The following is a 25,716-nucleotide window of genomic DNA, read 5'->3' on the forward strand; positions in this document are numbered from 1 at the left end:
AAAAACAAAAAAACGCGAGCTCGCCTGGTTCAACACCTTGCGGACTCGCGTTTTTCTAATCCTTGATGTTTATTTCACGATAAATTTCCCTGTCATTTGCTTATGATTCTTACCGCAAGAGGTGTTGCAGGAAAAAACGAACTCTCCCTCCTTGTCCGCGACGAAAGTGACCGTTTTCCCGCCTCGGACCTCCTTGTTGTAGCCCTTGATTTTCAGGGAATGCATGCCCTGATCGTTTTTGAGCGTAATTTTGACGGTATCGCCTTTCTTCACCTTGATCTCCTGAACATCAAATCCGCTGCTTCGGGCATGTATGGTAAACTGCTTGACCGGACCATTTATCAAGTCGGCCCCGGCCGGCGAATCTTCAATTTTTCCGCAAGCGGACATCAGCAGCACTACGGCAAGCGTAAGCCAAATCGCCAGGAACGCTTTCTTGAAATGCGGCATAACGCTTCTCCCCCTCTATATATACCTTAATATTATTGTAAGCCGAGAATGAAGCTGTCATTGTGATTTGTATCACATAGAATATCGCAAATGAAATCTAACCCAAGGATAGCTAACGGAATACACGGCCCTTATTTCGCCATTCATCCCCATTTTCTAGATCTAACGGAACCATGCGCCCTTATTAGGACGGATTCAAGGAAAATACCTACATGTGCAGGCATATAGAGGCTCTCAGTTCCGTTAATCTTCGCAATCCCTCGTTTTTCATTAAAATAAAGGCGGTGATTTCCGTTAACTCGTCATCAGACGCAAAAAGGCAGATCCCATAGGACCTGCCATGTAAAATACTCATCAATCGCTTTACAGCATTTTCTTGATTTCATCCTTGATCGCTTCGGATTGCGGACCGAATACGACCTGTACAGCGCCTTTGCCGAGTCTCATGACTCCGGACGCGCCGAGCTGCTTCAATGCCGCGTCGTTAACCGCCTTTTCGTCTTTGACGACCAGACGCAGACGAGTGATGCACGCATCGACGGATTCAATATTCGCCGGCCCGCCGATATTCGTCAAAATCTTGGCGGCACGGCTATCCCCATTACCGCCTTTCACGGCAGCGGCCGAAGGACTTTCCGCCGGAACTTCCACCAGCTCGTCGTCATCTTCGCGGCCCGGAGTCTTCAGCTTCATGAGGCTGATCAGAGCACGGAACAAGATGTAGTACAGCAGGAAGAACCCGATGCCGACCGGTATCAACAGCCATGGATTCGTGGACAGCTTCAAATTGACCAAAAAGTCGATCAAGCCCGCCGAGAAGGAAAAGCCCAGCTTCACATCCAGCGTATACATGATTAAGCCGGCAAGACCGGTCAGCACCGCATGGACGGCGTAAAGAAGCGGCGCGACGAACATGAAGGAAAATTCAAGCGGTTCGGTAATCCCCGTCAGGAAGGAAGCGATGGCTGAACCGACGAAAATCGAAGCCACCATTTTCCGTTTTTCCGGTTTGGCCGTATGGATAAAGGCCAGCGCCGCACCCGGCAAGGCGAACATCATGATTGGGAAGAAGCCGGTCATAAACATGCCCGCGCTCGGATCCCCCGCAAAGAAACGCCACAAGTCGCCGTGGACGACTTCTCCGGCCGCATTCGTGTAGTCTCCGATCTGGAACCAGGCGATCGAGTTAAGAACATGGTGCAGACCGAACGGAACCAACAACCGGTTGGCAACCCCGAACACGAAAGCACCGATGCCGCCCAGGCCGACGACCCAATTTCCGAAGACGCTGATGGCGTCCTGGATCGGGCTCCAGATCATGCCGATCAGTACGGACAGAACGAGCGTGCTCGCGGCGGTGACAATCGGTACAAACCGTTTGCCCGCGAAAAATCCAAGCCAATCTGGCAGTTTTATATTGTGATATTTCTTGTAAAGATACGCTGCCCACAGACCGACGAAAATACCACCGAGAACGCCCATGTCCAGCTTGACGTCGTCACCGATCCAAGGGAACGCTTTCGGAACTTGCGCCAAGACATTGATGAGCACCTGGTAGGCGATCAACGCCGACAATGCCGCTACCGCATCCACGGCATAACCGATAGCGACGCCGATCGCAAAGATCAATGCCAGGTTGCCGAAGACGGCCTGAGCTCCCGCATTCAAAAACGGAGCGATATATTGATTCAGGAAGCCGCCTACTGCATGACCGAAATGCAAATCTTTCTCGTAGTTGATCAGGGCAAAACCTTGCAAAATCCCCGCGGCCGGTAACGTGGCTACCGGAAGCATCAGCGATTTGCCAAGCTTTTGGAGTGATGCCAGCATGTAAATCATCCTTTCAAAGATTTGATTTAAGATTTCATAACCGCTTTTAAAATGACATCTCTGCCTGCGGTCACAGGCCCGGTGAATTTCTCAAGCTCGCTCGTCACTTCATCCGCGTTCGTAACTATGACAGGGGTGATGACCGGATATCCCGCGGCCTTGATTTTTTCGATATCGAATTCGATCAAGCTCTGACCCGCTTTCACTTGGTCACCGACGGACACTTGCGATGCAAATCCTTCTCCTTTCAGAGCAACGGTGTTGATGCCGATATGAAACAAAAATTGTATTCCGGCAGCGTCCTCCAGCATGATTGCGTGATTGGACTTGATGACATGAACCACTTTTCCGTCAAACGGAGCGATCAGCTTGCCTTCGCTAGGCTCAATCGCGATCCCCTGACCCATATGCCCTGCGGCAAACGCTTCGTCCGGAACTTCCGAAAGAGGAACGGCACGCCCCGTGACCGGCGCCTTTACCTCTACGACTTGACTTAAAGATGCTTTCTTTCTCCACTTTGAAAACATACGAATCCTCCTATCTCTCTCCTGGACATGTTCCCGTACCGTTAATATGCCTGTCGGACAGGCGAAATATTTCGGGACAGGCAACAAAAAAAGCCAAGAAAAGAGTCCTATCGAAATAGGTCTGCTTTTCTTGGCTCATGCCCATTTAACGTCAACGGTAACACGCCATTTGTAATCGTTTTCTTTTTTGATGTGCTAATCATAAATCACATGTCTTGCTTTCGTCAACCGTTTTTTTGACCATGCCAACAATTGCTAATCCGGAATCGATTGGAGGCCTTGAGGAATACTACAAAAAAACAGGAAACGGAGCCTATCGATGAAACAAGTATTTTCAATCTATGTACGCGATCTTCGCGGTATTGTTACGAACTGGGCTGCCGCAGTGGTGATCGGCGGACTCATCATCCTCCCTTCGCTTTACGCCTGGTTCAACATCGAAGCATCCTGGGATCCTTACGGGCAGACATCCGGCATTAAGGTCGCCGTCGTGAATCAGGACGCGGGCGCGGAACTGCGCGGTCAAACGCTAAAAATCGGAGACGAGATCATTACATCACTGAAGGAAAACCATAATATCGGGTGGATTTTCACGGACGAAAACAAAGCGATGAAGGGCTTGAATCGCGGAAATTATTATGCCGCCATCATCATACCGGAGCATTTTTCCTCCAAAATAGCTACCGTTTTATCCCCGAACCCGGAAAAGGCGGAAATCTTATATTACGTAAATGAAAAAATTAATGCGGTCGCTCCCAAAATCACGTCAAAGGGTGCAAGCTCCGTGACGAGCGAGGTCAACCGGAACTTTATCAAAACGGCCAATGGGGAAATATTCAAAATATTCAACCAAATCGGAATCGAATTGAAGCAAGAGCTGCCGTTGATCCGAAAAATGAAGGCTCTCGCGTTTGAGTTGGAAAAGATGTACCCTGAAATCAGCGGTGCCGCGGACACTGCCGTGAAAGATCTCCAAACCACGCAAACCTTCGTCGGCAAAGTCCATGACGAGCTTCCCCGTGTCAAGGAATTGGCGCTGACGGGACAGGACTGGGCGGATAAAACCGCTGTATTCCTGGATGAGGGCACTTCCGCTTTGGAGACGGCAGCCCCTGTCGTCAAGGAAACGTTGGAGCATTTGAAGCAAACCGGCGACGCGGCATCCCAATTATCGGATCTCATGTTGGCCGCAGTGGAAAACGGCGAAGACTTGGTCCGGCAAAACAGTTTGCCCGCCATACCGGAGCACATGGCCTCTGCGCTGCGTACGGCCGCGGATGTGGCCAATTCCCTTGCGGATATGACGGAAAGAATTCAGGCTTCCGATTCGTCGGGGAAACTTTCCGGAGTAACAGCCGAGCTTCGTCAAACCGGAGTAAAATTCGGAAATATGGCGCGTTTGATTCAGGAGATTCCTGCCTTAACAGAGAAAACGGGGGAAGCGGCCAAAGCCTCCATTGCCGATTTTTCCGAGCTTGCAAAGTCGGCAAGCGGGATCCTCGGCGGCCTCACGGACCGTTTTGACAAAACGGTTTATCCCGCAATGCAGTCGGCCTTGGAAAGACTGAAACAGGATGCCGGCCATGCGGGGACCGTATTGAAAGGAGTCATCGGTGACCTTCCGAAGGTCGACAAGGTGCTGACCGATGCCGGGAAAGGCCTGAATACCGCGGTGCTCGGGGCGGAAAAGGCCAGAAAGGAACTTCCCTCCGCACATCGGAAATTAAAAGAAATGACCGACCGGATTACATCGCTGGAGAGTAAAGGAACCATCGAGGACCTGATCAGGCTGCTAAGCTTGAATTATGCCAAGGAAAGCGAATTTTTCGCCGAACCGGTCCTTTTGAAAGAAAACCGCCTGTTCCCCATCCCCAATTACGGTTCCGCGATGTCGCCGTTTTTCACGACGTTGTCGGTATGGGTCGGCGGGTTGCTGCTCGTTTCCATGCTGACCGTGGAGGTTCACGCGCAGCCCGAAAACTTCCGCAGTTACCATGAATACTTCGGCCGGTTTCTGACCTTTCTGACCTTGGCCTTGCTGCAGACTCTGGTAACGACCGTCGGCGATTTGCTGGTTTTGGGTACCTACGCCGCGAATCCCGTCCGATTCGTCCTGTTCGGCCTGCTGCTGGCGGTCGCATTCATGCTCATGATTTATACGCTCGTGTCCGTATTCGGAAATGTGGGAAAAGCGATGGCTATCGTACTCCTCGTACTTCAACTGGCCGGGTCGGGAGGGACGTTTCCCATTCAAGTTACGCCCCCCTTTTTCCAGGCGATCTATCCTTTTCTGCCGTTCACCTATGGTATCAGCCTGATGCGTGAAGCGGTCGGCGGAATCGTCCCGGACATCGTGACCCGAGATATAACTATGTTACTGATTTACGTGGTCATTTCTTTGGTCCTCGGCATCGGGTTGAAAAAAATCGTCAACCGCGCCGCGGCCAAATGGGTAATGAAAGCCAAATCCGGTCATCTGATCCACTAAACCAACGCCGGGAAGGCCTGGAAGAAGGTCATTTGCTCCCTTCAGGCCGCACCCGCCGGGTTGCAGTCGCCGAAAGCGGGTCATCCGGCCAGTAATGCTTCGGATACCTGCCTTTCAAGTCCTTTTTGACTTCAAAATAGGTCCCTTGCCAGAAGCTCCGCAAATCCGCCGTGACCTGAACCGGCCGGCTGGCGGGAGACAAGAGATGCATGGTCACGGGAATGCGCCCGTAACCGATGCGCGGCGTGTCCATCATGCCGAACACTTCCTGCAAACGTACCGCGGCATATGGAGCTTGCGGCCCGTCGTACTGTATGGCGATTCTGGAACCGCTCGGCACCGTCAGATGCGTAGGCGCTTCGGCATTAAGCTCCTGTACCTGCTGCCAATCGAAACGGTTCTCCAGGATTTGATGCAGCGAGAGCGACATCAGATCCGATTTTTTGCGGAATCCGGCCACGTAGGAAGCGAACCATTCTTCCGCATTCGCCGACAAGGCTTCGTCGGAAACGTCCGGCCACTTTTCCCCGTCCAGTCCCCGAAGAAACAGGATGCGGGCTTGCAGTTGTCTGGACTTCGCATTCCAAGGCAGAATTCTCGGTGCTTGCTCCCGGATCACGCCAAGCAGCGCCTCCTGAATGAGGTCGGGAGAAGGATTCGGATCAGGCTGCTCCTTCAAAACGATCGCGCCGAATACAAGGCGAATGCGCGCCCGTACGGCCCCCGCCGAATCATCCCATTCGGCGGATTTTTCTTCCCGGAGTTCGTCCCCGTAGAACTCCGCCAGCCAGGATTCCTCCATCGGCGCCGCCAGGAGGATCCGCCCTTCCGGGCCGTCGTCGTCCACGTCGGCGATGGCCAGCAACGGTGCCGCGCTCAGCGGCTGCGTGTTCCCAAAGGCGGCCCCCCGGCCGCTGCGCAGCAGATAACGCCCGTCGCCTCGGCGGCGGGCGATCCGGTCGGGATAGGCGAACGAGACGAGCAGCCCGCAGTACCGCTGCCAATCCGGCTGCTCGTGCGGGGTTTCGGCGCCTTCCGGGAATTCCGATTCCAGAAGGCGCTCCCACTGCCGGCTGACCGCAAGCAGCCGGCGGATGTCCGCCGCCCCGGCACCGTCCGGGGCGGTCCGGGCCGCAGCCGGGCCGGCATCGCCGGCCGCAGCCATCAGCACGGCGAGCCTGCCGCGCAGGTCGCCGTCATGGGCCTGGCCTTTCACCAGGCCAGGCTCTTCCAGCAGCGCGGCGAGCCGGCAGGCCGCCCGCGCGAGACCCAGCGGCTGCGCACGCAGCAGCATGTGCGCAAGCCGCGGGTGCAGGCCGAGGCCGGCCATGCGCCGGCCGTGGGCCGTGATGCGGCCCGCCGCGTCCAGCGCGCCGAGCTGGCGCAGCAGCTGGACGGCCTGGCCGTACGGCGCCGCCGGCGGCGGATCGATCCAGCCGAGCTCAGCCGGATCCTCCGCGCCCCAGGCGGCCAGCTCCAGCGCCAGCGGCGTCAGGTCCGCCTCCAGCATCTCCGGAGGCGTGCTTGGCGCAAGCGCACGGTCATCCGCCTCGCTCCAGAGGCGGTAGCATACGCCGGGCTGCAGCCGGCCCGCCCGGCCGCGCCGCTGATCGGCGGAGTCGCGGGCGGCCCGCACCGTGACGAGCCGGCTCATCCCGGTCCGGGGCGAGAACAGCGACGTCCGCCGCAGCCCGCAATCGATGACGACCGTGATTCCGGACACGGTCAAGCTGGTCTCGGCGATCGAGGTCGCCAGCACGACCTTTCGCCCGCCCTGCGGCGCCGGCTCGATCGCCTTGCGCTGCTCCTCCTGCGGCAGCGCGCCGTACAGCGGCGCCACCGTCACGCCGGCCGGCACGCTCCCGGCCAGCAGCCCTTCGACCCGGCGGATTTCCCTGGCGCCGGGCAAAAACACCAGCACGCTGCCCTCATGCCCGGCCAGCGCCCGCAGCACCGTCCGTGCGGCTGCCGCTTCCAGCGGCTCACCCGCCGGACGCCCGGCAAACACCGTCTCGACCGGGTACATTCTACCCCGGCTCTCGACAACCGGCGCGTTCCCGAGCAGCTCCGCCACCGGGCCCGCGTCCAACGTGGCCGACATCACGAGGATGCGCAAATCTTCACGGAGCAGCTGTCGGCTTTGCAAAGCAAGCGCAAGGCCGAGGTCCGCATTCAGGCTGCGCTCATGAAACTCGTCGAAAATCAGCAGGCCCGTTCCCAGCAAAGCCGGGTCCTGCTGAAGCATCCGGGTAAGAATCCCTTCGGTGACGACCGTAATCCGGGTCTTCGCGGACACCCGGCTTTCCATCCGAATCCGATACCCTACCGTCTCTCCCGGTTTCTCCCCAAGCTGCCTTGCCATATATTCGGCCGCAGATCGGGCGGCCAGCCTCCGCGGCTCCAGCATGACGATCCGCTGCCCGGCAAGCCAAGGCTCGTCCAGAAGAGCGAGCGGGGTCCGCGTTGTTTTTCCGGCGCCGGGTTCCGCAATCAGTACACTTGCTCCGAACTTATTCAAATTGTCCCGTAATGCCGGGATCACTTCATCAATTGGCATTCGCTGCTGATTCATCATTATCTCCTTACGAGGTTACACTAAATAAAATCTCGACATTTCATTTTAACATACGAAGTCCCATCCAGGCTGCGGGTCCATGCTTTGGTTCTGATCCGAGGTCCTGTATAATATTTAAGTTCGAAGCTGCCGGGGAGGTTAACGACGAACATGAAGTTCAACGGAACTATCGCCGAGATATTGCTGGTGATCACGCTTGTCCTTCTGACCGCTTGGTTTGTGCTGGCGGAAAACTCATTACGCGGCATAAAAACCGGACGGGTCGAAATCATGCTACGCGAAAAACGAAAATATGCCGCCACTCTGGCCGAGTTGATGCGGAAGCCCCAGCGGGCGCTTTCCGCCTGCCAGCTTGGCATTACGATGACCTCGCTCATCTTGGGCTGGCTGATGCAACCGCTAATGCAGGGCCTGCTGCAGCCTGCTTTCCGATTGGTGATGCTGCCGCCGGTCCCGGAAGCCATTCTGTCTTTTGTCATCGCGTTTATCGTCATTACTTATTTACATGTCGTGCTTGGCGCTCTTGTACCCAAAATGCTTGCCGCCCGAAAAGGCGAGGCTTTTGCCCTCAAGAACTCCCGACCGCTGTTCTGGTACACGACCTTGATGTCTCCGCTCGTTTGGGCGCTTAACCGCTCCTCCAGCCGCATCGTTTCCTTATTCGGACTCAAGCCCTCCACGGAGCAAAGCGAAGCGCATTCGGAGGAAGAACTCTTGATCCTGCTTGGCGAAAGCCTGGAACAGGGTGAAATCAACAGCTATGAGTACGATTATCTTCACCGGATTTTTGCTTTTGACGAATTGACGGCCAAAGATATTATGGTTCCGCGCACGGATATGGTTTGCCTGTATGCGGATAAATCCCTGGAAGAGAACCTTGAAATTATCAAAAAAGAGCAATTTACGAGATTTCCGGTCATTCGCAGCAGTAAAGACGATATCGTCGGCGTGATCAATACGAAGCACATGTTTTTGCTCTACGAAGAGCAGCATGACGTACCGCTTACCTCCTTCGTCCGCCCGGTCATGACCGCCCCGGAAAACATTCCGTTAACCGCGCTTCTGTCCCGTATGCAGAAAGAGCGGACCCATATCGCCATTCTGATCGATGAATATGGCGGTACATCAGGCATGATCACGATCGAGGACATTCTGGAGGAAATCGTCGGGGACATCCGTGACGAGTTTGATGCCGATGAGGAGCAGGAGATCACTCGCCTTTCGGAGAACCATTTTATAGTTGACGGAAAAGTATCGATTTCGCACATCAATGATCTGTTAAGAACCGATTTGGAGGAAGAGGAAACGGATACCATCGGCGGTTGGATTTACGGAAACGACATGGAAATTGAAGAAGGCACGGAGCTGGCATACGGAGATTACAGTTTTAAAGTGCTCGAGCGTGGGGACAGCCGGATCCGAAAAATTGAAATTATGAAGAATGAAGATCGTGAACTATTTGAAGGAAGTGAAGCAACAGAATGAAACGCGGACGTTTTGCGCCGACGCCGTCGGGCGATATGCATCTCGGCAACGCTAAAATCGCGCTGCTGTCCTGGCTGCACATGCGCTCGGTCGGCGGCGTTTTTATCGTAAGAATCGAAGATATCGACATGCAACGCTCCAAGCCTGAAATTACGGAGCGCATCCTGGAAGACCTTCGCTGGCTCGGGCTGGATTGGGATGAAGGCCCCGAAAAAGAAGGCTCGTATGGCCCCTATTGGCAAAGCCGGCGCTTACAGTTTTATGAAGAAGCTCTGCGCCGGCTGGAGGAGACAGGCCGGCTTTATCCATGCTATTGCAGCCGCGCCGAACTGCTCGCCGTAGCCGGAGCACCGCACGGCCTCTCCTCCGAGGGCGCTCCCTATGCCGGGACCTGCCGCAGCCTATCCCCTGAAGAACGCAGGGAACGCGAGTCCCGTAAGACCCCTTCCCTTCGATTCGCAATGGGAAAAGAGCCGATCCGATTCCGCGACGGAATCGCCGGCCCTCAAAGTTTTGCTCCGGATAACAGCGGCGATTTCGTCGTCCGCCGGGCGGACGGCATGTTTTCCTATCAACTTGCCGTCACGGTCGACGATGCGCTGATGGGCATCACCGATGTGTTGCGCGGCGATGACCTGCTCGACTCCACGCCGCGCCAATTGGAACTGTATGCGGCGCTCGGCTACACGCCCCCCGCGTTCGCCCATGCTCCGCTGATTCTTGGCGAAGACGGACGGCGGCTGGCCAAGCGGCACGGCGATCTTGGACTATCCGCCATGCGGGCCGCCGGAACGCGCCCAGAAGCCGTGGTCGGCTGGCTTGCCCATATCAGCGGGTTGATCGACCGGTATGAGCCTATCGCACCCGCCGACCTGATCCCTTCATTCTCTTTAGATAAAGTATCCAACCAACCTTATATACTCAAAGAATTGGATTTTATGAATTAATGAATCGTCTTACAGCAAGGATTCCGCCCCATCGATGACGATCCGGGCGCCTGTCACGTGAACCGACTCGTCCGAAGCCAGGAAAGCGACGAGGTCGGCCACGTTTTCCGGCTGTCCCGGCCCGTCGGCAAGCGGCTGGGCTCCTTCCGGATACTCCACCGGAATAATGATTTCCTCGAGCTCTTCGCTGATTTCCGAAGAAGAATCGATATTCGTCGCAATCGCGCCCGGGCAAATCGAGTTGACCCGGATTTTGAACTTGGCCAGCTCCAGCGCCAGCATTTTGGCAAAAGCGACCTGCCCCGCCTTGGTCGTGCTGTACGCCGACATGCCGAATCCCGAGAACCGGTCGTTCCCGTTAATCGAGCTGGTGATAATGATGCTGCCGCCCCCCTGATTTTTCAAATGGGGGACGGTATATTTGACGGTCAGGAACGTGCCGTTCAAATTGATGCGCAGCGTTTTCTCCCAATCCTCGAAGCTCATTTCGTCCACCGGCGCCAGGACGCCGTTTATCCCCGCGTTCGCGAATACGATGTCGATTCCGCCGAACGCTTTGACCACTTCCTCAACCGCTTCCTCCATTCGGGCCGGATCGGAGACGTCTACATCGAATGCCCGTGAAATGCCGCGGTAAATGTTATTGATTTGGTGTTCCGTCGTTCTGGTGCGGTCGTTCATCAGATCGAATAACGCGACTTTGGCACCTTCTTTGGCCAATTTGATCGCCGTCGCCTTCCCGATGCCGGACCCCGCTCCGGTTACGATCGCCGTCTTGCCTTGAAACCGTCCGCGATTCGTCGAATTTTCAGCCATGATGCCACACGCTCCTGTTTTATGGGATAAAATGATTTTGGTTACTTCCTGTCTCAAGATTACCCATAAAGAGGTACGGTTTAATCACTTCCCGGAGCTCAAAGATCCCTTTTCCTGAAAATGGATAGCGAAGTCAAATAGGAAACGATCAACGCAAGCACGGTAACCCCTGCCGCAAAAATCAGGACAAGTCCGGGATGATTCGCGATTTTATCGGCCAAAAACGGCTCGCTGAGCACTTCGGACACCGTTCCGTTGCCGACCATAATGACAATCATCATCGCAATATTCAAAAACTGGGCTCCTTTCGAGGCAAGCCAGTAATATAGCGGCAAATAGAGAGAGACAAAGAGCGTCATGGATACGAACGTACCCAGGATGATCTGCGTATCCACCATCATCTCGCCGGATTTCAGCGCATGAGCCGTCGTGTTTATGACCGCGCAAATCACTAAGGAAAGGATCAAAAACATTAAAGAAGAAACATATTTGGCGAAAACGAGAAAGTTACGGCCGACAGGCAAAGAAACCATAAATTGTTGATTCGGCGTGCGCAAATCGTTGCCGATCGCCAGAATCATCAGCATGCCCGGCAGCAAGCTATACAGAAGGAACGGCTGATTGCTTTGAATAAAACCGGAGAATACGAAAGCGTAAATCGCCAGCAGCCACAAGTAACGCTGTACAAGAATCAGATCCTTTCGCAGCAACCGCATAATATTAGGCATACTTTTTTCCTCCCTTGGCCGTGAAATACATAATGTCTTCCAATGACGGCTGCTGGTAGAGTACCTTATCGCCAAACAGCTTCTGTGCTTGTACCCGATCCCTCGCCAAAGCCTCGAATCCGACTTCGGTCTCGCGAAGCCCGACGAGTTCGTTCCTGATATCGCTATCCAGCAGATCCCTTCCGCCCTTGACGATCAAATATCTCTCCAGTACCTCATCTTTGCTGTCCGCAAATTCGACGCGCCCGCGATGAACAAATGTTACATAGTCCGCGACCCGATCGAGATCCGTCGTTAAATGAGTAGAGAAAAGGATCGTATTTTCCTCCTCTTGGATATAATCCCCGAGCAGGTCCAAAAGCTCCCGCCGAAAAACCGGGTCCAGACCGGCCGTCGGTTCATCCATAATCAAAAGTGAAGGATGGTGCGACAGCGCCAGAGCGATCGAATACTTCATTTTCATTCCCTTGGAGCAATCCTTGATTTTTTTGCGCGGGGAAAGCTCGAACAAATCCATGTATTTGCGATACAGCTCCTCATCCCAATCCGTATAAAAGGGAGCGATGATCCGTTTCATCTGTTCCATGGTCAAGTATTCGTAAAAGATGTTTTCATCCGAAATGTATCCGATCTTCTCCTTATAATCGCCATTTTGCGGCCCCCCTTCCCGGCCCAGTACCGATATGCTGCCGCTATCCGGAATGATCATCCCCATAATCGCTTTGATGATCGTGCTTTTACCCGCTCCGTTCGGTCCGATCAAGCCGGAAATATAACCTTTCGGTACCGAAAAAGAAACGTCCGACATCGTAAATCCGCCGCGATAGCTTTTATTAAGTCCTTTGATCTCCACCGCATTCATGACTCATGTCCTCCCTCATGTTCCAGCAGTCTGATCCATTCGATCAGCTCGTCCGTAGTGACCGGTATGTTCCGGCATTCCTCAAGCAGTTCCTTGATTTTATCCTCCACCAGGCGCATCCGCTGCTCGCGGATATATTCCTTGTTCGCTCCGGCCACAAACGATCCTTTGCCCACGACCGAATCGATCAGGCCCTCCTGCTCCAGCTCGTTATAGGCACGTTTCGTCGTAATGACGCTAATCTGCAAGTCTTTGGCCAACTGGCGAATGGACGGCAGAGGAGTTCCGGGCGAAAGCTCCCCCTGCAAAATGCTCCCCCGGATCTGCCTGACAATCTGCAAATAAATCGGTTCGCCCGAAGAAGGGGACAGCAAAATGTTCATAATTCACCTTCCTGAATAAATTCATTTGATTTAATTGTATATATACAATATATACACTATATACGGTTAAATCAACTATTTTTCGCAAAAAAAAGAGCCCCTCACGGGCTCGATAAAATCTATCTAATGCTTTATGACTGTTGAATCCAGGATTCCAACATCTCCTGGAATTTTGCGTTCGTGGTCGGCGTAGCAATAAGCCAATCCTCTTCTTCTCTGGAGCTCGAACGTATGAGCCAATTCATATGATGATTATTTATAAATTTCGCGCTCTGGCTTTCCCAATCTCCGCCCTGCCTTGCATAAAAACGCAAATCCCCATGGGCGATACTCGTCTTCATGCATTTAGCAAACGCGATGAGACCTTCGTGATCATCCGAAACCGCCGACAACTCGGACAAAATTTCTTCCCATTCGAGTTCGTCCAGTTTCATTACGATTTCCGCAAACTTCCGCCTGGATAACAAAAGTGCCGGAAGTTCATCCGGTGTATGCAAATTCCACCTCATTTTTCCGGCCAGCATTCCGCAAGCCTGACGTACATTTCCGATTTCGTCCATGAAGAGAAGCTCGGAATCATCCTCTTTTCGCTGCAGGGCTACAATCCGTTCATCGGAAATATGCAAAACCTCTTCAACCATCTCGGTTTCCGTTTTGTACCTCATCCAACAAGCTTTATCCGCGAACAGAACAGCGGCAAGGCTGGACAACATCTGTTGCGAAATTTCCACCTGTCCGGCAGCCTGCTGAAGAACGCCTTTGGCGATGAGGGAGTCGCGGATTTCATCCGTGTCCTCCTTCAAGCCTCCCTGGAAATATCCGCGAAAAGGATTTACCTTGCAATCTTGGCAATCCGCGCCCAGCAGCTCGGCCAGAAAGGACAATTCCTTCGACTCGAGCACAACGGTTTCTTTCTTCGACAGGTCAGTAACGATCATCGGTCCGCCTCCTTTTACTCCCGTGGTTGAAACTGTTCTCTCTATGTTTGTTGAAGTTATCATACCACTGATTTAAACTGGGTTGCTCGGAAAATTATGTAAATCTATTACAATCTACCCATAAAAATAGTCTTTGAATCACATCTTTTTATGATGCCTGAAACTTTTTTTAACGGTGTAACGTAATATTAAAAAAGGCATGGAAATCAATCATTTCCACACCGCTTCGTCACAAAACCTTAATTGAATTATAATCTTATCTTAATCTTTTTTTAAGAAATCTACTATACAATGTATAGTATGAGACCACTGTATAGAGGTGATTAACTATGAGAATTCTAATAACTTTCCAAAACAGCCAAGTTCCCGTATATTTCAACACCGATACCAAACAACCCGTGCAGCGTACATTGAAGCTGCTGACCAGTGCGCTGGAGAACAAGCTTATGTACGGGAAACAGGCGCTGAAGAAATGCTTGAGCTCGTTGATCAGCATCGAAATCGAAGGCTCCGAAGCGATTTTGCACAGCAAAAGCGAATTCGACACTCTGGCACTTTCCCTCTACTAAATTGAAACGACATCGTATAAAGTCATGAAAAGAAGAGGCCCGGACAACGGATTATATTCCCGTTCTCTGGGCCTCTTCTTTGAGCATCGCCTTCTCGATCCGGATGAGGAATAATTTCAGCAAATTCAGGCGCATCGGTTCATAGGTGCAGGTTTCGATTTTTTTGATGATAAACCGGTCTATGGCCATGTCCTATCCCTCCAAAGGGTAAATGGTCCGACGCAGGAACTTTTTTCCTGTATCTTACTCGTAATTTAACCCGATTCGTGAGGATTAAACGGCCAGAACCCATGTCTGGCAAGGATTCTTAGAGTTCGACATGTTTCCTCCGTCTCACGCCCCCGCTCCCTATTCCAATCAGAAGCACGCAAGCCGTTACGGTCAGAAGAACTCCATTCAGCACGAATACGACGGATATGGGGACATATCCCGCCAACACGCCGCCGGTAATCGGGCCGGCCATGTTGCCAAGCTGGCTGGACGATTGGTTCAGGCTGAAGGCTCTGCCGCGAAACTCAGGTACGGTCGCCTTGACGATAAGGGCGTTTAAAGCCGGAAAAACGGCGGCAAAGAACAAGCCATATATGAAGCGAAGGGCGCCAAACCCGATGAGGCTGTGGAAGAACAGCTGCAAAATGTTCCCGATCCCGCCTCCCAAAAGCCCGATCATGAGCGTGTTCCGGTAGCCGATCCGCTCGCCGATCTTTCCCCACAACGGAGCAGCCAGCACCGTGGCGATTCCGACCGCCGAAAAAATGATGCCCGAACTTAAAGAGGCGTCCGAAGCTGAAGCACCTAAATCAAGCACATACAGCGATAGCAGCGGTTCAAGCACCATCACGGAAGCCGTCACGATCAGGACGACGCCCAAATGTCTCATTAATGCGGAATTCGCCTTCGCTTCCTTCAAGTCGTCAAGGACATGCGAACGCTCCCGGTTCCGGTCAAAGTTCTGTTCCTTCACGAAGAACAAGGCAATCAAAGCCGAGAAGAGCACGACGCCGCCGGCGACCAGAAACGATTCCCTGTAGCCCAAATACCTGCTGACAAAGCCGCCGATCATCGGTCCGATAATGCCTCCCGCCGCGCTGGCCGTCGACATGATTCCCAGACTATATCCCACTTTGTTTTCGGGCGTATTTGTCCCGACCAACGCAATCGCCGCAGGAACGTAGCCGGACAGAAGCCCGGATAAAATCCGCACCGCAATGAGCTGAACAGGGCTTTGTACCAGCGAGTTGAGAATGTAAACCGCGCACAAAGCAAACCCGGAACGGAGCAGCATCGGTTTGCGTCCGTATTTGTCCGAAAGCGAGCCCCAATACGGAGAAATGAGCGCCCCTGCCAAAAAAGTAATCCCGAAGGCAAACCCCGACCACAACGTCAAATGCTTTGTGACGCCGAGATCATGCGCAATAAACAGGGACATGAACGGGATCGACATCGAATAAGCCGTACTGGAAAAAAACACGCCAAGCCACAAAACGTACAGATTTCTTTTCCAGGGGAATTCCATTCTTGTCCACCCCCATGCTTGTTCGACTATTTTCCCCGGTGAACAACTGTTGTTCTATTGTAGCACTTTCGGGGCGGACAAGCGTTTGAAAACTTCACATTTTGAAACGGCAACCGTTGCTAACCCTAATACTCCGTTACGTTTAGTCCAATTCCCGCTCGAAACGCCTCCGCTGCTCGCCTTTACTCCGGCGCGCTTCTTTTTTGGCGGCCGGCTTGCGCTCGTTCCTTTGGCGCGTCTGCTCCTTCGAGGCTTGATATTTCAATTCCCGCTGGGTTTTGCGGTAATTATCAAACCTCTTTCGCTCCAACTCGCCGTTTCGGAGCGCCTCCTGCACCGCGCATCCGGCTTCCCGTTCATGCCGGCAGTCTCCGAACCGGCATTGCGAAGCGAATTCCTCGATATCCGTAAAGACTTCGGACCATCCTCCGCCCGCATCGTCCCAAAGCTGTAGCTCGCGCATTCCCGGTGTATCGATCATCACCGCTCCCTGCGGCAGCACAAACATTTCCCGATGAGTCGTTGTATGGCGTCCGCGGCTGTCGTTTTCCCGGATCCCCTGCGTAAGCTGCATCTCCTCCCCCGCCAGCCAATTCAGGATCGTCGACTTACCTGCCCCAGAGGAGCCCGTGAGCGCGATCGTCATGCCTGGCCGAAGCAGGGATTCAAGTTCTTCTCTTCCTTGATCTTTAATGGCGCTGACCGCAATAACGGGAACGCCGGGAGCTATATTTTCCGTCTCCCTGACGAAATGCTCCGGATCTTCGCACAGATCCGCTTTGCTGAGCAAAATAACCGGACTTGCCCCGCTGTTCCACGCCATCACCAGGTAACGTTCCAGGCGGCGGAGATTAAAATCAAAATTCAACGCGGCAACGAGAAGCAATACGTCGACATTGGCGGCAATCATTTGCTCGACCGGTACCGAGCCCGCAGCGCGCCTTGATATGCGGCTGGATCTCGGCAAAATTCCATGGATGATCCCGTCCTTTTCGCTTTCCGAAAAATACCGAAGCGCAATCCAGTCCCCGACTGCCGGATGATCGCTCCGATCCGTGATCTCGTGCAGGAGCTTTCCGGACATTTCGGCCCAGCCTTCGCCCCGCTTCGTGATCACCCTGTATTTGTGTCCGTGATCGGCTACGATCCGGCCCGGTTCGACATCTTTAAGCCCGAGCTCCGCAAAGGCAGCCTCCCATTTGGAATTCCAGCCGAGCGAATTCATATCCAGAATGTCGTTCTCGCCATGCTTGCCCATCTTTAAAGTCAATTTCGTTTCCTCCAATTCGTTTTGAAATACCCTTTCAAAGAGGCTAAAACAACAAAAAAGACGCGGTTTAACTAACCCGCGTCTTAACCTTCCTGATAACGGCAATTACCGTTACAGGAAAATGAAAAAACCGCAGGACCAATACGGTCCTGCGGCAGCATCCATGATCAAAGGCGATTAGAAGTCGTGCAAACGACAATAAAAGGCGCCTTTTAACAGTTATCCCGTCCAGAGACCGTAATTAAATGTTGGATTGTCGCAAATACGCTTTGATTTACTCCGTACATAATTACCAGCCTCCTTGAAAAGAATTGTCTACATCATATTCGAACCCGGAAACATTTGTCAACCCGTCGCCCGAAAATCATTTTGACGGCAGACAGCATGCTTGCAGCATCGGGGCAATCTCGTCCAAACCGTTAATGGTTCGCCAAGGCGCTCCTCCCTCAAGATCATCGGACCAGGCGTGCTTTCTGAGCAGCCACACTCCGCGGATCCCTACTTTGGAGGCTCCCCAAATGTCGTTGCGGGGATGGTCGCCCACGATAATCGTCTCTTCGGGGGACGTTCCCAGCTTTTCCAATGCGATGCGATAAATGCGTTCGTCCGGTTTTTTAATGCCGATATCGCCGGAAACGATGATGGCATCGAAATGCCGGCGCAGCTCCAGCAAATCGATCTTTCCGTGCTGCAGATGACTGAATCCGTTCGTTATGATCCCCAGCTTCAGACCTAACGACTTGCAAGCCTCAAGCGCATCCTCCGCATGATCCATCACGCGGGCGTGCGACATATAGTTTTTGTCGTAATAAGCTTTGAGTTCCGTTAAATCCGGCTTTGCCGTCCATGGCAAGGTCTCGATCAGCTCCTGGAAAAATCCCTCCTTTGGCCGGTAACCATCCGCGTCGCTCTCGATCATATAGGCGAGAATTCTCTCCCTTTCCTCCGGGTCGCTCACCTTCAGCTTCTCGCGAATGAGCTGCCCGGCGAATTCCCGGAACGTCCAGTCCCGGTCCATCAGCGTATTGTCCAAATCAAACAGAACCGCTTTAATCTGCTCCATGCTTATCCCTCATTTTCTGTTTCGTCTCTATTCTCTATTTTAGAACAGGCTGTCAATGCGGCCGCAAACAAAAAAAGCGCATCTCCATGTTGTTGGATTTGCGCTTTTGCGGGATATTGCTCTCCCAAGCCTCAAATGACCTGCTTTGGACGGTGCGTGAGCAGCATTTCCTGGTCCGTGATGTAGAGCGGGAACGGCGGGATTTCTTTCAGGTAATGCTCCCTTTGCAGCAAGCCGACATCGACCTGGAACGGCGGGGCCGGATTCAAAACGGGGAGCTTGCCGGTATCTTCCACATACACGTCCACGGCCACCTGCACGAGATCGAGAAAATAAGGAATCTCCCGGTCGTCCTCCTCGAATATTTCGTAAGTCTCGCGCGACAAATAAAATTTTTGGTCCGTGATCCCGCCCAAATAACGGGACAATCTTTGCAAATCCAAACTACCGTCGGGCAACAGCAAGGATTTCCGGTTTATACCGTCCGGCATATCGGCTTCATATTCCAGCACTGCCTGTTTGACCTCTTCCAGCGTCACTTGAACGGAACGTGGAGAACCTGTGGATTTCCTGCGGTTGCGTATATTTTTTATCCAGAGCAGCATGACAGGAGCCTCCTATCTGAACTCGTTGTTTAGGGAAACGCTTACAATATTATTATATCCTTTTATTCGTATTATGATCGTCTTTTGAACCATTCTTCATAGAATAGACATACCATGGACAAGCCGAACCCGGTTACGGGCACGTCTCTGGATATTCTTCCGCGTTTGCGGTAGGATTGATAATGTTCGGAAAGCAAATCAAAAACAGGAGGACTCCCATGCAAGACGTTATTATCATCGGAGCGGGTCCTTGCGGACTGTCCGCCGCCATCGAATGCCAGCGGCGAGGTTTACATACGCTCATCCTTGAAAAAAATTGCCTCGTGCATTCCATCTTCTCTTACCCGACGCATATGCAGTTTTTCAGCACTGCGGAAATGCTGGAAATCGGGGACATTCCGTTTGTTTCCCCCAACGAGAAGCCGTTCCGCCACGAAGCGCTCGCTTATTATCGGAGAGTCAGTCAACATTATGGCATTCAAATTGCCGCATATGAAGAGGCGACCTCGATCGTTCGCCAGCCTGACGGCACATTTATCGTCCATTCGGTAACCCGCAACGGCGAAAAGTGGACGTATCCCGCCCGGCATGTCATCATCTCGACCGGTTATTTCGACCATCCGAATATGCTCGGCATTCCCGGAGAGGACACCGAAAAGGTATCCCATTATTTTCAGGAAGCTCATCCGTATGCCGGAATGAAAGTAGCCGTCATCGGCGGCAGCAATTCCGCTGTCGATGCGGCGATGGAGCTTGTCCGCGTCGATGCAGACGTGACGGTTATTTACCGGGGCAAGGAATTGTCCGAGTCGGTCAAGCCTTGGGTCAGACCGGTCTTCGACAGTATGGTCGCCAAGGGCAAGATCAAGCTTCTGCTGGAAAACCGGGTGATCGAAATCAAAGAGCGCGAAATCGTCGTCCAGTCGGTGGATCTCCGCAAACAGGAGACGCTGGCTAACGATTTCGTACTGGCCCTGACGGGCTTCCGCCCTGACCGCAAGTTAATGCTGGATGCCGGCGTGGAAATGTCCGGCGAGATGGAAAAGCCCGTTTTCAACCCGGAAACGATGGAGTCGAACATCCCGGGAATTTACGTCGCGGGGGTCATCGCCTCGGGACGTAACGCCAACGAGGTATTCATTGAAACCGGTCGCGGCCACGGGCGCCTGATTGCCGATCATATTGCCGGTTTAAGAGAGAGCTAGTCCCCATGAATCAAATGGACACCCTGTCATTGCTGCTCTTGGTGATGGCGGCTCTCGGCATATTCAGTTCCAACATGCCGATTACCGTAGCCATGATCGTTCTGCTGCTGATCCGGGTTCTGCATATGCACTATGCTTTCCCGTGGCTTGAGAAATATGGTTTGACCGTGGGGATCATCATTTTGACCATCGGGGTTATGGCACCGGTCGCCAGTGGAAAATTATCGCTTCAAACGCTGTGGGCTTCATTTTTCCATTGGAAGTCGCTGCTCGCGATCGCCGTCGGCATGCTTGTCGCCTGGCTGGGCGGACGGGGAGCCGCTTTGATGGGCAACCAGCCGACCGTCGTGGCCGGGCTGCTGATCGGGACCGTGCTCGGCGTCGCGTTTTTTCGCGGCGTTCCCGTCGGACCGCTGATCGCCGCCGGCATTTTATCGCTGTTTGTCGGCAAGCTGTAATGAAAAAGGCACCGTCTTCGCCTATGGGGCAAGGATGGTGCCTTTATTTTTATATTATAGATATTCCTGTATAAATATAATGCTTCACGAAAAATCAAAAGTGGTTTTTTACTATTAAACTAGGCCTAAGGTAGTATATAATGGATGAAACCAATGATGCAGGAGACAATCGCTGATGGATGTTTATGCAGCCAGACAACCTATTTTTGACAGCCGTTTGGGTGTTTACGGATACGAGCTGCTTTATCGGAAAAGCATGAACAATTTCTATGAAGGCTCCGATGATAATCAGGCTACGGCGGAGTTGATCAATAATTCGTTCCTGGTCTTCCAATTGAGCGATCTTACCGATAACAAACGCGCCTTCATCAACTTTTCCGGAGAAATGCTGGCCAAGGAAATTCCGCTGCTGCTGCCGAAAGAACGGATCGTGGTGGAAATTCTGGAGCGCGTGGAACCGACGGAAGCCGTGATCGAAGCCTGCAGAAAATTGAAAGACAGAGGATACGTGCTGGCTCTTGATGATTTCGCGTTTGACGATAAATTATCCCCGCTGATTGAATTGGCGGATATGATCAAGGTTGATTTTTCCGCCGTCAGCCTCAACAAACAAAGCCAACTGATCCAAGCTTATAAAGAGAAATACCGCATCACGTTTTTGGCGGAAAAAATTGAAAACAGGGATGAATTCCTTGCTGCGCGCCGGTTAGGATACGAATTGTTTCAGGGTTACTTTTTCAGCAAGCCTATCGTCGTCCACGGAAAAGAAATCGGAATCATGCAGTCCAGCGTCATCCGGATTATCGATGAGTTGAACCGCGATGAACCCGACTATCAGCATATGGCCGAGATTATCGAGAAGGATTTGGGTCTTACGTATAAATTGCTGAAAGCCGCCAACTCCTTGTTTTACGGTTCAAGAAACCGAATCCATTCTATTCGGCAGGCGCTCGTTCGTATGGGAACGGACGAATTGAAAAAATGGATGTATCTGCTCATGCTGAAAGACATAAAAAACGTTCATAACAAGGAACTGATCAAAACCTCGCTGATCCGGGGAAAAATGATGGAGCTGCTGTCCCTTCAACTGGGGATGAAACCGAAACAATTCGATTACTTTATGGTAGGATTATTCTCCTCCGCCGATATTTTGTTGAATAAAAAAATGAATGATGTCGTCCACGAGCTGCCTTTGACGAAAGAGGTAAGAGAAGCACTGACCCGCCGAAGCAACAAACTTGGCCAGGTGCTGGACTTTATCCTCAGCCTTGAAAGCGCGGACTGGAGCCGCGCCGACAAGTTTGTTCTGGCCGGCAAGATCGATTATGAGACCGTGCTTTCGCAATACATATTGGCGATCAAATGGGCGAATGAGTTTCAGGAGTGATGTGAGTATGAGCAAGCTTATTGCGGCTATCATCTGTCCGTTTATCCTATCGCTTTGGATGTCCCTATCCGCTTACACGCCGAAAGCCGAACAGCTCCCGAATGTGTCCTATCATCCTTTTTGGGCCTTGTTCCTCATCGGCTTCCTGATCCTGTTTGCGATTTATCTGGTCATCGGGATTCCGCTCACAGGTTTTATCGACGGTTTGGCGGCAAAGTATGCGAATACCAAAGCCTTTTTCCATCGTTGCTACATCCTTGTTCCGGGTTACGCTCTGGGAGGAGCGTTTACCGGTTTATTGTTCGGCTGGCTCTTTCAAGTAACCGCCCCCTGGTCCCTTATGCCGCTTTTTGCCGCAGGGGGATTGCTCTTCCTGATCATACAAGGACTCCTGGCGTATGTAGGCCAGCGTGCGGTCCGTTAAACCTTCTTCATATATTCCTTCGTTGCATGCTGCAGCAAACGCAGCTCTTCCTGGTAATGAAACGGATGCACGCCGGTTTTGGCGATAACGGTCATCGCGGAAGGAAGAATGTCCAATACGAATTTCGAGCCGGTTTGAACGGCGGCAACCAGTCCCGACAACTCTTCTTTTTTATTTAACAAATAGCCGGTTTCCTTCCGGAAATTCCGTTCCGCTTCATGTAAAATACTTTGGTTCGCCCCCGTAATGTTGAGCTTTTCGCGAAGAACCGTCATTTTGCGTTGCTTAATATCCATTTTCCGATCCAACTGTACCCTGATGACGGAAAACAAGCGTACGGCCGCATCGATCATTTCTTTCTCTTGTTTTTTGGAAAATACGCGCTTGATGCCGGACGACAATTTGCCGCCCTGGCTTGCGCCTGCATAAGCCCCGAACATCGCGCCCGTAATCCCGCCTGCCGGCCCGAACAGTAACGTGCCGACCAGGATGCCGGCTTTCTGGCCGAGCGACCCCAAAATGACCTTTGACGTTGTATCGCTGACAACATGGAACACGGCCTGATTAATCGAAACATCATCCTTCCAAATCCGCTTGATATTATAAAACGAACTCACGCCCGCCGTAATCCAGGGAATTTCAAAATCCAGCAAATCGTCCGCATGTTCGAGCGTCGCAGTCGTGGCCTCCAGCACCTCTTCGCGGGATACGCCGGTGACATATACATTCGGATTCCCCTCGAAATATGGAGCGAGTTCCTCATTGATATAAACCGGGATATCCGGATAGGTATCCAGGTGTTCTCTAACGCCTGCAGGATCGCTCATGCATTTCACCTGAAACGGCTGTCCGTCGACCAGAATATCCCACCCCGGATTGTTGGACGTGGCTGGAAATTCGACTTCATGCCCTTTGGCCTGCAGCTCGGCCGCAACCATTTGCTCGGCAACGTACCCCTGCAGCTGAGCGACATCGCCAGTAACCGTAGACGTATCGATGTGACTCGCGAACCGGCTTAATGTAAATAGCGAGGATAAATCTTCCGTCCGCGCAAAATCAAGTCCATCCACCACCGCCGGATTGATCATGATGACATCATAAAGAAACTCGCCGACGCTGATCCCTGTCACGAGCCCCGTCTGTTTCAATTGCTCCGGTGTTCCGAACAGCATCGTTTGAAGCCGGTTTTGCTGCGGTTTCTCTTCATCCGCCGCACATTTCAAAGCTTCGTCAAACATCCCTTTTTTCCAGTAATGCCAAAACCGCTGATTTAATGTCCCCATACTCCCCCGCCTGCTCCGATCTGTTCGTTAATTCGTTTGCAAATCCGCCAATCCGTAATTTTCCTTTTCCAGCTTCTCTATTTTTTCTTGGCACCGGCTATGCTTATCGATGAGATCCTTCAACTTTTGCTCTTCTTTTTGCTTCCCGTTTTCCTCGAGTTCTTTGGACTTCTTCAATGTTTCAATTTTTTGCTCCAGCGCTTGAATCCCCTCGCGCTCGGATTGTTTGTACGGGCTGTCGGATCGGAGAATATCTTCCACCATCATGTTCAGAATCCGGTCCAGCTTCTTTTCCTCTTCCTTGATATCCATCCCGGCGGATATTTTCGATAATTTGTTGCCGAGTTTCCCGAGAAAGCCCGTTCCGACCGGCATCGTCTCCTTGTCCTCTTTCAGCTTGACGATACGTTTGACCGTTTTTCGGTATTCGAACCGGTGAGCGGAAAAAGATGCGGAAATTTGTAAGTTCTCCAAATTCGTATATTTCAGCGAGGAGTGGATTTTTTGCTTCTCCTCCTTGATCTTCGCAATGCAATTCGTCGTCTGGGCAGCGTAAGATTGAATTAATATTTTATGATGCTGGATGTTATCCTTGGATTCTTTTTGCGCGCTTTCCAGCTCTCCAAGATCTACGAGCAGACTTGCATAAACATCGTAGCGCCGCCCCCACTCTTCAATGAACGGCTCAAACGGAACAAAGTCGCCGCCCTGGCTCATATATGGCAGCGCAATTTGCATGATGATAATGGGAAGGAGTTTCTTTTTCAGAACGAGATTCTGATGCTTTACGAGAAAAAATCCTCCGCCTAACAGGGCCGGAATCAAAAATACCGGATTTGCCAGCACGGCGACCGTAGACGTCAACCCGGTATAGAATCCGAACGGCAGCGTAAGGCCGAACAAACCTGCAAAAGAAGCGACCAGCGAAGTCGCCGTCGTATAAAAGGCGAACCCGCTAACCTCGACGATGATCGCAAACACGAGACTCGTGCCGCTGGCGGCAATCGCTTTGCGGACCACTTCGTCCGTCAGGTCGTCGATACCGAGCTTGTCCTTGATTTTCGCCTGCTTGTCCGCGGGCAAGCTTTGAATATATTCATTGACCTGGGCCGCGAATTTCGTTTGATCTTCGACCGTAAAATCTTTAAAATTGCCGTCCAGCTCGCTAAAAATTTTGCCCATCTGAAACTGGATCATTTGCTGCAGCTTGGTTCCGTGCGTCTGATTCTCGGTATAAGCGGAAAACGGCTTGTCCTGTTTCTTGAACTGCTCGTAAACATGATGAACGATCAAATCGCATTGATCCTCGATCTCTTGCCGAAGCGAATACTTGGTCCCTCTGAGCTTCAGCAACCGGGTGATCTCAAGAAACAAATTGACTTGCAGCTCGCGATCCTCCGTATTTTCAAGTTGCTTCACTTCCGCTTCCAAATGCCGCATAAAATGATCCTGGTCTTCTTTCGAAAACAGGTCCTTTGTCTTGGACAGCAAAAGTTGACCGATATTCGTCTTGAACAATAGAGCGTAAACCATTCGAAGGTCCGTCCCCTTCAAACTGACCAGGCTTTGGGCTAAAAGTTGTCCGTCCATGTTGCCACTCCAATCGCATACTGAATGGTTCAATTATACTATGAACCGCCTGGTTGCGGATTCAAAATTGTTAAAGTTACATCGTGCGGCTGTAGTCATTTCTCTAACGGTTGCTATTGCGGTTATTGGCTTAATTTAGGCTTTTTGAAAATCTATCGGTTGCCAACAGCTCTATCGGAACAGGAAATCGCCGATAGACTGCTTTTTGTAGAAATAACGAATTTGGCAACCGTTACATTTTCGAATCCGCGGTTTTCGGCCAAATAGCGCCAATCACAACCTTTAGCACGCTATAGACCAATTCGCAAACACGGATT

Annotated in this window: 24 protein-coding genes; 8 read left to right on the forward strand and 16 right to left on the reverse strand. The window is 52.2% G+C overall.

Going from position 1 to position 25,716, the window contains the following annotated elements; all coding sequences use genetic code 11:
• Positions 1–69 precede the first annotated feature (69 nt).
• The 3 genes from ACSFXJ_RS14895 to ACSFXJ_RS14905 all read right to left on the reverse strand — a co-directional run bounded on the left by ACSFXJ_RS14895 (position 70) and on the right by ACSFXJ_RS14905 (position 2,807).
• Complete coding sequence (locus ACSFXJ_RS14895; protein ID WP_435921127.1) at positions 70–450, reverse strand: cupredoxin domain-containing protein; 381 nt, start codon at positions 448–450, stop codon at positions 70–72.
• 363 nt (positions 451–813) lie between these two features.
• Positions 814–2,280, reverse strand: a complete 1,467-nt coding sequence (locus ACSFXJ_RS14900; protein ID WP_435921128.1) for a PTS transporter subunit EIIC — start codon at positions 2,278–2,280, stop codon at positions 814–816.
• Between the two features lie 26 nt (positions 2,281–2,306).
• Positions 2,307–2,807 (reverse strand): PTS sugar transporter subunit IIA, encoded by a 501-nt coding sequence (locus tag ACSFXJ_RS14905; RefSeq protein WP_435921129.1) that lies wholly within the window; start codon positions 2,805–2,807, stop codon positions 2,307–2,309.
• 319 nt (positions 2,808–3,126) lie between these two features.
• On the opposite strand from ACSFXJ_RS14905, the gene ACSFXJ_RS14910 reads away from it, so the two are divergent.
• Positions 3,127–5,295, forward strand: coding sequence for a YhgE/Pip domain-containing protein (locus tag ACSFXJ_RS14910; protein ID WP_435921130.1), 2,169 nt, complete (start codon positions 3,127–3,129; stop codon positions 5,293–5,295).
• A gap of 28 nt (positions 5,296–5,323) precedes the next feature.
• Here the strand turns inward: ACSFXJ_RS14910 and hrpB are convergent, their stop codons facing one another.
• Entirely contained in the window at positions 5,324–7,867 is a 2,544-nt protein-coding gene (gene hrpB, locus ACSFXJ_RS14915; protein ID WP_435925772.1) for an ATP-dependent helicase HrpB, read from the reverse strand.
• A gap of 153 nt (positions 7,868–8,020) precedes the next feature.
• Between hrpB and ACSFXJ_RS14920 the strand changes: the two genes are divergently transcribed.
• Together ACSFXJ_RS14920 and gluQRS are read left to right on the forward strand one after the other, a co-directional pair.
• Positions 8,021–9,355: a hemolysin family protein gene (locus ACSFXJ_RS14920; RefSeq protein ID WP_435921131.1), complete on the forward strand. Its 1,335-nt coding sequence runs from the start codon at positions 8,021–8,023 to the stop codon at positions 9,353–9,355.
• Positions 9,352–10,302, forward strand: a complete 951-nt coding sequence (gluQRS, locus tag ACSFXJ_RS14925) for a tRNA glutamyl-Q(34) synthetase GluQRS (protein WP_435921132.1) — start codon at positions 9,352–9,354, stop codon at positions 10,300–10,302. The genes ACSFXJ_RS14920 and gluQRS overlap by 4 nt, the downstream gene beginning before the upstream one ends.
• A gap of 9 nt (positions 10,303–10,311) precedes the next feature.
• On the opposite strand, the gene ACSFXJ_RS14930 is transcribed toward gluQRS, so the two are convergent.
• The 5 genes from ACSFXJ_RS14930 to ACSFXJ_RS14950 form a co-directional block, all read right to left on the reverse strand.
• On the reverse strand, positions 10,312–11,118 hold the full coding sequence (locus ACSFXJ_RS14930; RefSeq protein WP_435921133.1) for an SDR family oxidoreductase: 807 nt from the start codon (positions 11,116–11,118) through the stop codon (positions 10,312–10,314).
• 98 nt (positions 11,119–11,216) lie between these two features.
• Positions 11,217–11,846: an ABC-2 transporter permease gene (locus ACSFXJ_RS14935; protein WP_435921134.1), complete on the reverse strand. Its 630-nt coding sequence runs from the start codon at positions 11,844–11,846 to the stop codon at positions 11,217–11,219.
• A complete protein-coding gene (locus tag ACSFXJ_RS14940; protein ID WP_435921135.1) occupies positions 11,839–12,708 on the reverse strand; it encodes an ABC transporter ATP-binding protein in 870 nt (289 codons plus the stop codon). Before ACSFXJ_RS14940 ends, ACSFXJ_RS14935 begins: the two co-directional genes overlap by 8 nt.
• Positions 12,705–13,091 (reverse strand): GntR family transcriptional regulator, encoded by a 387-nt coding sequence (locus ACSFXJ_RS14945; protein ID WP_435921136.1) that lies wholly within the window; start codon positions 13,089–13,091, stop codon positions 12,705–12,707. The genes ACSFXJ_RS14940 and ACSFXJ_RS14945 overlap by 4 nt, the downstream gene beginning before the upstream one ends.
• 131 nt (positions 13,092–13,222) lie before the next feature.
• A complete protein-coding gene (locus tag ACSFXJ_RS14950; RefSeq protein ID WP_435921137.1) occupies positions 13,223–14,029 on the reverse strand; it encodes a hypothetical protein in 807 nt (268 codons plus the stop codon).
• A 329-nt stretch (positions 14,030–14,358) separates the two neighbouring features.
• Here ACSFXJ_RS14950 and ACSFXJ_RS14955 point away from each other — a divergent pair, with 329 nt between their 5' ends.
• Positions 14,359–14,598 carry a hypothetical protein gene (locus ACSFXJ_RS14955; RefSeq protein WP_435921138.1) on the forward strand — a complete coding sequence of 80 codons (240 nt, stop codon included), beginning with the start codon at positions 14,359–14,361 and terminating at the stop codon, positions 14,596–14,598.
• Between the two features lie 51 nt (positions 14,599–14,649).
• Here the strand turns inward: ACSFXJ_RS14955 and ACSFXJ_RS14960 are convergent, their stop codons facing one another.
• From ACSFXJ_RS14960 to ACSFXJ_RS14980, 5 genes are all read right to left on the reverse strand, one after another.
• Positions 14,650–14,787: a hypothetical protein gene (locus ACSFXJ_RS14960; RefSeq protein WP_435921139.1), complete on the reverse strand. Its 138-nt coding sequence runs from the start codon at positions 14,785–14,787 to the stop codon at positions 14,650–14,652.
• A 118-nt stretch (positions 14,788–14,905) separates the two neighbouring features.
• Positions 14,906–16,114: an MFS transporter gene (locus ACSFXJ_RS14965; protein WP_435921140.1), complete on the reverse strand. Its 1,209-nt coding sequence runs from the start codon at positions 16,112–16,114 to the stop codon at positions 14,906–14,908.
• Between the two features lie 142 nt (positions 16,115–16,256).
• Positions 16,257–17,372, reverse strand: a complete 1,116-nt coding sequence (gene rsgA / locus ACSFXJ_RS14970; RefSeq protein ID WP_435925773.1) for a ribosome small subunit-dependent GTPase A — start codon at positions 17,370–17,372, stop codon at positions 16,257–16,259.
• Positions 17,373–17,748: 376 nt separating this feature from the next.
• Positions 17,749–18,447, reverse strand: coding sequence for an HAD family hydrolase (locus ACSFXJ_RS14975; protein ID WP_435921141.1), 699 nt, complete (start codon positions 18,445–18,447; stop codon positions 17,749–17,751).
• Positions 18,448–18,578: 131 nt separating this feature from the next.
• Positions 18,579–19,052 (reverse strand): DUF3939 domain-containing protein, encoded by a 474-nt coding sequence (locus ACSFXJ_RS14980; protein WP_435921142.1) that lies wholly within the window; start codon positions 19,050–19,052, stop codon positions 18,579–18,581.
• A 218-nt stretch (positions 19,053–19,270) separates the two neighbouring features.
• Here ACSFXJ_RS14980 and ACSFXJ_RS14985 point away from each other — a divergent pair, with 218 nt between their 5' ends.
• From ACSFXJ_RS14985 to ACSFXJ_RS15000, 4 genes are all read left to right on the forward strand, one after another.
• Positions 19,271–20,257, forward strand: a complete 987-nt coding sequence (locus ACSFXJ_RS14985; RefSeq protein ID WP_435921143.1) for a YpdA family putative bacillithiol disulfide reductase — start codon at positions 19,271–19,273, stop codon at positions 20,255–20,257.
• A gap of 14 nt (positions 20,258–20,271) precedes the next feature.
• Entirely contained in the window at positions 20,272–20,715 is a 444-nt protein-coding gene (locus tag ACSFXJ_RS14990; protein WP_435925774.1) for a DUF441 domain-containing protein, read from the forward strand.
• 175 nt (positions 20,716–20,890) lie between these two features.
• Positions 20,891–22,102, forward strand: a complete 1,212-nt coding sequence (locus ACSFXJ_RS14995; RefSeq protein ID WP_435921144.1) for an EAL and HDOD domain-containing protein — start codon at positions 20,891–20,893, stop codon at positions 22,100–22,102.
• A 7-nt stretch (positions 22,103–22,109) separates the two neighbouring features.
• Positions 22,110–22,526 carry a hypothetical protein gene (locus tag ACSFXJ_RS15000; protein WP_435921145.1) on the forward strand — a complete coding sequence of 139 codons (417 nt, stop codon included), beginning with the start codon at positions 22,110–22,112 and terminating at the stop codon, positions 22,524–22,526.
• Here the strand turns inward: ACSFXJ_RS15000 and ACSFXJ_RS15005 are convergent.
• Together ACSFXJ_RS15005 and ACSFXJ_RS15010 are read right to left on the reverse strand one after the other, a co-directional pair.
• Positions 22,523–23,809 (reverse strand): hypothetical protein, encoded by a 1,287-nt coding sequence (locus ACSFXJ_RS15005; protein WP_435921146.1) that lies wholly within the window; start codon positions 23,807–23,809, stop codon positions 22,523–22,525. The two genes, ACSFXJ_RS15000 and ACSFXJ_RS15005, sit on opposite strands and share 4 nt — an antisense overlap.
• A 27-nt stretch (positions 23,810–23,836) precedes the next feature.
• Complete coding sequence (locus tag ACSFXJ_RS15010; protein ID WP_435921147.1) at positions 23,837–25,399, reverse strand: hypothetical protein; 1,563 nt, start codon at positions 25,397–25,399, stop codon at positions 23,837–23,839.
• Positions 25,400–25,716 lie beyond the last annotated feature (317 nt).

The organism is Paenibacillus salivarius (assembly GCF_051307165.1).
In the GTDB taxonomy this organism is placed as follows: Bacteria; Bacillota; Bacilli; order Paenibacillales; family Paenibacillaceae; genus Fontibacillus.

Excerpts from the sequence above, each read along its gene's own strand:
- gluQRS (WP_435921132.1), top strand. The coding sequence starts at position 9,352 with ATGAAACGCGGACGTTTTGCGCCGACGCCGTCGGGCGATATGCATCTC.
- ACSFXJ_RS14945 (WP_435921136.1), bottom strand. The coding sequence starts at position 13,091 with ATGAACATTTTGCTGTCCCCTTCTTCGGGCGAACCGATTTATTTGCAG.
- ACSFXJ_RS14955 (WP_435921138.1), top strand. The coding sequence starts at position 14,359 with ATGAGAATTCTAATAACTTTCCAAAACAGCCAAGTTCCCGTATATTTC.
- ACSFXJ_RS14985 (WP_435921143.1), top strand. The coding sequence starts at position 19,271 with ATGCAAGACGTTATTATCATCGGAGCGGGTCCTTGCGGACTGTCCGCC.
- ACSFXJ_RS14980 (WP_435921142.1), bottom strand. The coding sequence starts at position 19,052 with ATGCTGCTCTGGATAAAAAATATACGCAACCGCAGGAAATCCACAGGT.
- ACSFXJ_RS14965 (WP_435921140.1), bottom strand. The coding sequence starts at position 16,114 with ATGGAATTCCCCTGGAAAAGAAATCTGTACGTTTTGTGGCTTGGCGTG.
- ACSFXJ_RS14900 (WP_435921128.1), bottom strand. The coding sequence starts at position 2,280 with ATGCTGGCATCACTCCAAAAGCTTGGCAAATCGCTGATGCTTCCGGTA.
- ACSFXJ_RS15010 (WP_435921147.1), bottom strand. The coding sequence starts at position 25,399 with ATGGACGGACAACTTTTAGCCCAAAGCCTGGTCAGTTTGAAGGGGACG.
- ACSFXJ_RS14940 (WP_435921135.1), bottom strand. The coding sequence starts at position 12,708 with ATGAATGCGGTGGAGATCAAAGGACTTAATAAAAGCTATCGCGGCGGA.
- ACSFXJ_RS14930 (WP_435921133.1), bottom strand. The coding sequence starts at position 11,118 with ATGGCTGAAAATTCGACGAATCGCGGACGGTTTCAAGGCAAGACGGCG.
- hrpB (WP_435925772.1), bottom strand. The coding sequence starts at position 7,867 with ATGAATCAGCAGCGAATGCCAATTGATGAAGTGATCCCGGCATTACGG.
- ACSFXJ_RS14895 (WP_435921127.1), bottom strand. The coding sequence starts at position 450 with ATGCCGCATTTCAAGAAAGCGTTCCTGGCGATTTGGCTTACGCTTGCC.
- ACSFXJ_RS14920 (WP_435921131.1), top strand. The coding sequence starts at position 8,021 with ATGAAGTTCAACGGAACTATCGCCGAGATATTGCTGGTGATCACGCTT.
- ACSFXJ_RS14960 (WP_435921139.1), bottom strand. The coding sequence starts at position 14,787 with ATGGCCATAGACCGGTTTATCATCAAAAAAATCGAAACCTGCACCTAT.
- ACSFXJ_RS14910 (WP_435921130.1), top strand. The coding sequence starts at position 3,127 with ATGAAACAAGTATTTTCAATCTATGTACGCGATCTTCGCGGTATTGTT.
- ACSFXJ_RS14935 (WP_435921134.1), bottom strand. The coding sequence starts at position 11,846 with ATGCCTAATATTATGCGGTTGCTGCGAAAGGATCTGATTCTTGTACAG.
- ACSFXJ_RS14995 (WP_435921144.1), top strand. The coding sequence starts at position 20,891 with ATGGATGTTTATGCAGCCAGACAACCTATTTTTGACAGCCGTTTGGGT.
- ACSFXJ_RS15000 (WP_435921145.1), top strand. The coding sequence starts at position 22,110 with ATGAGCAAGCTTATTGCGGCTATCATCTGTCCGTTTATCCTATCGCTT.
- rsgA (WP_435925773.1), bottom strand. The coding sequence starts at position 17,372 with ATGGGCAAGCATGGCGAGAACGACATTCTGGATATGAATTCGCTCGGC.
- ACSFXJ_RS14975 (WP_435921141.1), bottom strand. The coding sequence starts at position 18,447 with ATGGAGCAGATTAAAGCGGTTCTGTTTGATTTGGACAATACGCTGATG.
- ACSFXJ_RS15005 (WP_435921146.1), bottom strand. The coding sequence starts at position 23,809 with ATGGGGACATTAAATCAGCGGTTTTGGCATTACTGGAAAAAAGGGATG.
- ACSFXJ_RS14905 (WP_435921129.1), bottom strand. The coding sequence starts at position 2,807 with ATGTTTTCAAAGTGGAGAAAGAAAGCATCTTTAAGTCAAGTCGTAGAG.
- ACSFXJ_RS14990 (WP_435925774.1), top strand. The coding sequence starts at position 20,272 with ATGGACACCCTGTCATTGCTGCTCTTGGTGATGGCGGCTCTCGGCATA.
- ACSFXJ_RS14950 (WP_435921137.1), bottom strand. The coding sequence starts at position 14,029 with ATGATCGTTACTGACCTGTCGAAGAAAGAAACCGTTGTGCTCGAGTCG.